This is a genomic window from Acidocella sp., from assembly GCF_013044125.1.
Lineage (GTDB): Bacteria > Pseudomonadota > Alphaproteobacteria > Acetobacterales > Acetobacteraceae > Acidocella.
In genome coordinates this window covers 1-5,252 of sequence record NZ_JABEVC010000137.1, presented here as the reverse complement: position 1 = coordinate 5,252, position 5,252 = coordinate 1, and the positions used below count along the sequence as shown (strand labels likewise).

At 67.6% G+C, this 5,252-nt stretch carries 6 protein-coding genes; all 6 read left to right on the top strand.

Annotated elements, in window-relative coordinates; genetic code table 11:
- Positions 1-747: DUF445 domain-containing protein (locus HKL97_RS08860; protein ID WP_291424484.1), on the top strand; the 747-nt coding region annotated here is incomplete at its 5' end.
- A gap of 66 nt (positions 748-813) precedes the next feature.
- Positions 814-1,308 carry an invasion associated locus B family protein gene (locus tag HKL97_RS08855; protein WP_291424482.1) on the top strand — a complete coding sequence of 165 codons (495 nt, stop codon included), beginning with the start codon at positions 814-816 and terminating at the stop codon, positions 1,306-1,308.
- Positions 1,305-2,459, top strand: a complete 1,155-nt coding sequence (rlmN, locus tag HKL97_RS08850) for a 23S rRNA (adenine(2503)-C(2))-methyltransferase RlmN (RefSeq protein WP_291424480.1) — start codon at positions 1,305-1,307, stop codon at positions 2,457-2,459. Before HKL97_RS08855 ends, rlmN begins: the two co-directional genes overlap by 4 nt.
- A gap of 109 nt (positions 2,460-2,568) precedes the next feature.
- Entirely contained in the window at positions 2,569-3,165 is a 597-nt protein-coding gene (locus HKL97_RS08845; protein WP_291424478.1) for a PadR family transcriptional regulator, read from the top strand.
- A gap of 68 nt (positions 3,166-3,233) precedes the next feature.
- A complete protein-coding gene (locus tag HKL97_RS08840; RefSeq protein WP_291424476.1) occupies positions 3,234-3,896 on the top strand; it encodes a lysophospholipid acyltransferase family protein in 663 nt (220 codons plus the stop codon).
- Positions 3,893-5,122, top strand: coding sequence for a 3-deoxy-D-manno-octulosonic acid transferase (locus tag HKL97_RS08835; protein WP_291424474.1), 1,230 nt, complete (start codon positions 3,893-3,895; stop codon positions 5,120-5,122). The genes HKL97_RS08840 and HKL97_RS08835 overlap by 4 nt, the downstream gene beginning before the upstream one ends.
- The last annotated feature ends 130 nt before the right edge of the window (positions 5,123-5,252 follow it).

Genomic DNA, 5,252 nt, shown 5'->3' with positions numbered 1-5,252 from the left:
GTGGTGGCGCGCGCGCTGGGCGGGCTGGTGGAGGGCGGGCGGCACCAGGAGGTGTTTTCATTTATCCTCAACCAGTTGAAGGATACACTTGTGGCGCGCGAAGAGGTTCTGCAATCCGCCATTAAGGAGCGGGTGCGTGAACAGGGCGGCCGGCTCGTCGGCTGGGCGCTTGGCGCCACTGTGGCCAAACGGGTGCTCACCGCCGTTAACGCCGAGCTGGAGCGCGTCAGCCCGGACAGTTCCGAGATGCGCGACGCCTTTGACGAATGGGTCCGCTTTGAGATCACCCGGCTGGAAACCGACCCCGCGCGCGCCGCTGAACTTGGCCGCGCGATGCAGGGCGTGCTGGCACATGAAACAGTGCAGGCCTGGGCCTGGGATGTGTGGGCCAGGCTGCGCCGCGCGCTGGAGGCCGATGCCGCCGCCCCGCACGGCCGCTCGGTGAGCGTGATCGAGGGCGCACTGGCCGGCCTCGGCGAGGTGCTGGGCAAGGACGAGGCCGCGCGTGCGCGCGTGAACGCCGCCGTGGAGACGCTGGCGCTCAATCTGCTCCCCGCCGCACAGACCGAGTTGGCCGCCTTTATCGGCCGCGTTGTCGGCGCATGGGATGCCGAGACCATCACCCGCAAGCTGGAGCTGCGCGTCGGCAAGGACCTGCAATACATCCGCGTCAACGGCACGCTGGTCGGCTTTATTCTGGGCGCGCTCATCAGCCTGGCCACCATGGCGCTGCCCGGCGGCGGGTAGCCGCCGCGCCGCATGGCCCATTTTCCGCGCTTGTGACGGGGGGGGTGCATACGCTATGTCAGGCGCATGAAAAACCTCGGCGCAGCACTCCTCTTTCTCATCCCCGCAATCGCAGCCGCGGCTGACGGCCCGGTGGCGCTGGGCAGCAACGGCGGCAAATTCGGCGATTGGACAGCCGCGGCCTACGGTACCGGCAGCGCCAAGGTCTGCTATGCCTTCACCGATGCGCAAACCTCCACGCCCAGTTGGAAATCGCGCGGGCCGGTGATGCTCACCGTAACCGAGCGGACCGGCAGCCGGGACGAGGTGACGCTGAGCGCCGGGTACACCTACCCGCCCAAGCCCACCGTAAACCTTACCGTTGGCGCCACCAAGGTTGATTTCTACACCCAGGGCGGGACCGCTTTCACCACCTCGGGGGGCGAGGCCGTCGCCGCCTTCAGGAACGGCGCCACCGCGCAAGCCGTTTCCACCGGCCCGCACGGCCATCCGGTGACGGATGTTTTCTCTCTCACCGGCTTCTCCGACGCGTACGGCGCCATCATCAAGGCTTGCCCATGAGCGATCTGCTGCTGCCCGGCGACGCCGAACGGATTCTCGCCAAGGCCGCGCTGTTCGCCCCGCCCGGCAACACTCTGCCCGATGGCCGGCGCGACCTTGTGGGCCTCTCGCGTGAGGAGCTGCTCGCGGCTGTCGCCGAGGTGGGCGAGGCCCCTTTCCGCGCCAAGCAGCTCTGGCACTGGATTTATCATCAGGGCGTGCGCGATTTTTCCGCCATGAGCAGCATCGCGCGGCCGTTGCAGGAAAAATTCGCCCAGCACTTTATCGTCAGCCGGCCGGACGTGGCGCTGGACCAGCTCTCCAAGGACGAAACGCGCAAGTTCCTCTTCAACTTCCGCGACAATGAGAAGGTCGAGACCGTCTATATCCCCGACCGCCAGGAAGACCGTGGCGCGGTGTGCATCTCCAGCCAGGTCGGCTGCACCCTCTCCTGCCGCTTCTGCCACACCGGCACGCAGAAACTTGCACGCAACCTCTCCTCGGCGGAAATCGTCGGCCAGTTCATGGCCGCGCGCGACGCCTACAAGGAATGGCCCAGCCCCAAGGGCGAAACGCCGCGCCTGCTCTCCACCATCGTGCTGATGGGCATGGGCGAGCCGCTGTATAATTACGAGAACGTCGCCAAGGCCATGAAGATCGTGATGGATGGCGAGGGCATCGGCCTCTCGCGCCGGCGCATCACCCTCTCCACCTCCGGCGTTATCCCCATGATGGACAAGGCCGGGGCGGAACTCGGCGTCAACCTCGCGGTCTCCCTGCATGCCGTGCGCGACGATCTGCGCGACGAGCTGGTGCCGCTGAACCGCAAATACCCGATCAAGGACCTTATAGCCGCCTGCAAGCGCTACCCCGGCGCTTCCAACGCAAGGCGCATCACCTTTGAGTATATCATGCTCAAGGGCATCAACGATTCCGAGACCGACGCCAGGGCGCTGGTCCATCTCATCGCCGGGTTGCCCGCGAAGGTGAACCTGATCCCCTTCAACCCCTGGCCGGGCAGCACCTACGAATCCTCAACCCCGGCCGCGCTGAAGAAATTCGCCAGCATCGTGATGGATGCCGGCTACGCCTCGCCCATCCGCACCCCGCGCGGACAGGATATTCTGGCGGCATGCGGGCAGCTCAAATCCCTGGTGCAACCGGCGGCTTAAGCCGCCGCGTAAGCCGGGCTCTCCCGCTATTTAGCGAAGGCCGCAATTTTTGTCTTGAATTAGACTGTAATTCGATATATCTAATTACAGTCTAACAAGGAGAAGACAAATGCGATTTTGTAATCAAGACCAATCTAACCACGGCGGCCGCTGCGGCGGCGAACGCCGCTTCGCCCGCAACCCGGATTGTGACGGCGGCGGCCGCGGCATGCGCGGCGGCGGCATGCACGGCCCCCGGCACGGGCGCGGCGGGCGCATGGCCCGGTTGCTCGAACATGGCGACCTGCGTCTGCTGGTGCTGCATCTGATCAACGAGAAGCCCCGGCATGGCTATGAGATCATCAAGGCGGTCGAGGACCTCTCCGGCGGCGCCTATGCGCCCAGCCCCGGGGTGATCTACCCGACTCTGATGATGCTCGACGAGCTTGGCCAAGTAGCCAGCGCCGCCGAGGGCAGCCGCAAGCTGTTCTCCATCACCCCGGAGGGCAAAACCAGCCTCGCCGAGGCGCAACCGGCCGTGGACTCGCTGCTGGCGCGCATCGCGGCGGCGCAACCGCGCGAGATGGCGCCACCAGTGATAAGGGCGATGGAAAACCTCCGCACGGCGCTGCGGCTGAAGCTGGAAAACACCGACCGGGCCAGCGGCACGGTCCGCAGGATCGCCGACCTGCTGGACGGCACGGCCCGCCAGATCGAGGATCTGTAGAGCGCCCGGGGCGGCCCGCCAGGCCGCCCCGGTTGGCGTTGCCGCCGCTTAATGCTACCGCCGCGAATGTGAAGAAGTTCTATCAATCCGCCCCGGCCCAGGCGTTCATCGCCTGGGCTGCCGCGCGTTACCTCACCCTGGTCGCGCGCACGCTGCGCTGGCGGGTGGAGGGCGAGTCGCATCTACGCCTGATGGCGGGGGACAAGCCTCTCATCGTGGTGTTCTGGCACGAATCGCTCCCTTCGATGCCCATTTTCTGGCTGCGCGCCAAACGCCTGGGCATGACCCGCCCGGCCGTGGTGCTGGCCAGCCAGCACCGTGACGGCCAGCTCATCGGCCAGGCGGTGCAGCATATGGGCATCGCCCTGGTTTCTGGCTCCTCCTCGCGCGGCGGCGCGGCGGGGTTGCGCGGGCTCATCAAGGCTCTTTCCAATGGCATGCATGTGGGCCTCACGCCTGACGGCCCGCGCGGCCCACGGCGTGTTGCAGCTCCCGGCGTCGCCCAGCTTGCCGGCCTCAGCGGGGGGCAGATCTTGCCCTGCGGCGCCCTCACCTCGCGCGCCAAAACCCTCGACTCCTGGGACAAAATGCGCCTGCCGCTGCCCTTTGGCCGTGGCGCCCTGGTCTGCGGCGCGCCGATTACCGTTGCGCGGGATGACTGGCCGGCGGGTGTTCCCGCCGTCACTGGCGCGCTTAACGCCGTGATGGACCGCGCGGCGGAGCTGCTATGATCCTGCCCTCCTACAACGCCGCCATGCGCCTCGCCGCTCCGGCGCTGCGCCGCATGCTTGCGCGCCGGGTGGACAAGGGCAAGGAGGACCCGGCCCGCCTGAACGAGCGTTTTGGCATTGCCTCCCTGCCCCGCCCCGAGGGCAGGCTCGTCTGGTTCCACGCCGCCAGCGTGGGGGAGACTATGTCAGTCCTCCCGGTGATCCACGCGCTGGCAGGGCGCACGCAGGTGCTGCTCACCACAGGCACCCTCACCTCCGCGCGGCTGGCGGCCGGGCGCCTGCCCGGCTTTGCCCGCCATCAGTTTGTGCCACTGGATCATCCCGTTTGGGTGGCGCGCTTTCTGGAGCATTGGCGGCCGGAGGCGGCGGTGTTCGTGGAGAGTGAAATCTGGCCGGGCATGCTCACCGCCTGCGACGCCAGGGGCATCCCGCGCCTGCTCATCAACGCGCGCATCTCCGCCCGTTCGGCCGCCCGGTGGCGGTGGCTGCCGCCACTGGCCATGCGCCTGCTTGGCGGATTTCGCGCCGTTCACGCGCAATCGCCGGGTGATGCCGCCAATCTGCGCGCCCTTGGCCTGGGCAATGTGCTGGAATGGGGCAATCTGAAGTTCTTTGCGCCCAAACTTCCGGTGGATGCCGCCGCCCTGGCCGCGTTGCGCCGCGAGATCCCCGGCCCGCTGTGGCTTGCCGCCAGCACGCATCCCGGCGAAGAAATTCTCATCCTGCAAGCGCATGAAGCCCTGCTGGAAGCCCATCCGGATTTGGTCACCATCATTGCCCCGCGCCACCCCGAGCGCGGTGCGCAGGTCGCCGCCCTGGCCGCCGCGCCGCGCCGCAGCCTGCGCGAGGCCCCGCAGCCGGGCAAAATTTATGTAGCCGACACGCTGGGCGAACTCGGGCTGTTCTTCCGTGCCGCGCCCTTCGCCTTCATCGGTAATTCGCTGGCGGGCTTTGGCGGGCATAATGTCATCGAACCCGCGTTGCTGGCCCGCCCGGTCATCACCGGGCCGCATAATGAAAATTTTGTCGAGGCCGCCGCCCGGCTGCGCGATGCGGGCGCACTGGTTGAGGTGGCGGATGCCCTGGGCCTTGCCGCCGCCGCGCGGACCTGGCTGGACGATCCCGCCGCCGCGCAAGCCGCCGGGGCCGCCTCGCAGGCGGCGTTCAGCGTGGCGGAGAACCTGCCGGCCCGGCTGGCCGGGTTGATCCTGGCCGCCATGCCATGAAAACGCCCGCCTTCTGGGCCAAACGCGGCATTCTGGCCCATGCTCTCAGCCCGCTTGGCGCGCTCACCGCCATGCTCACCGCCAGGCGCGTCGCCAAAGCCGGGTTCGACCCCGGCATCAAGATCATCTG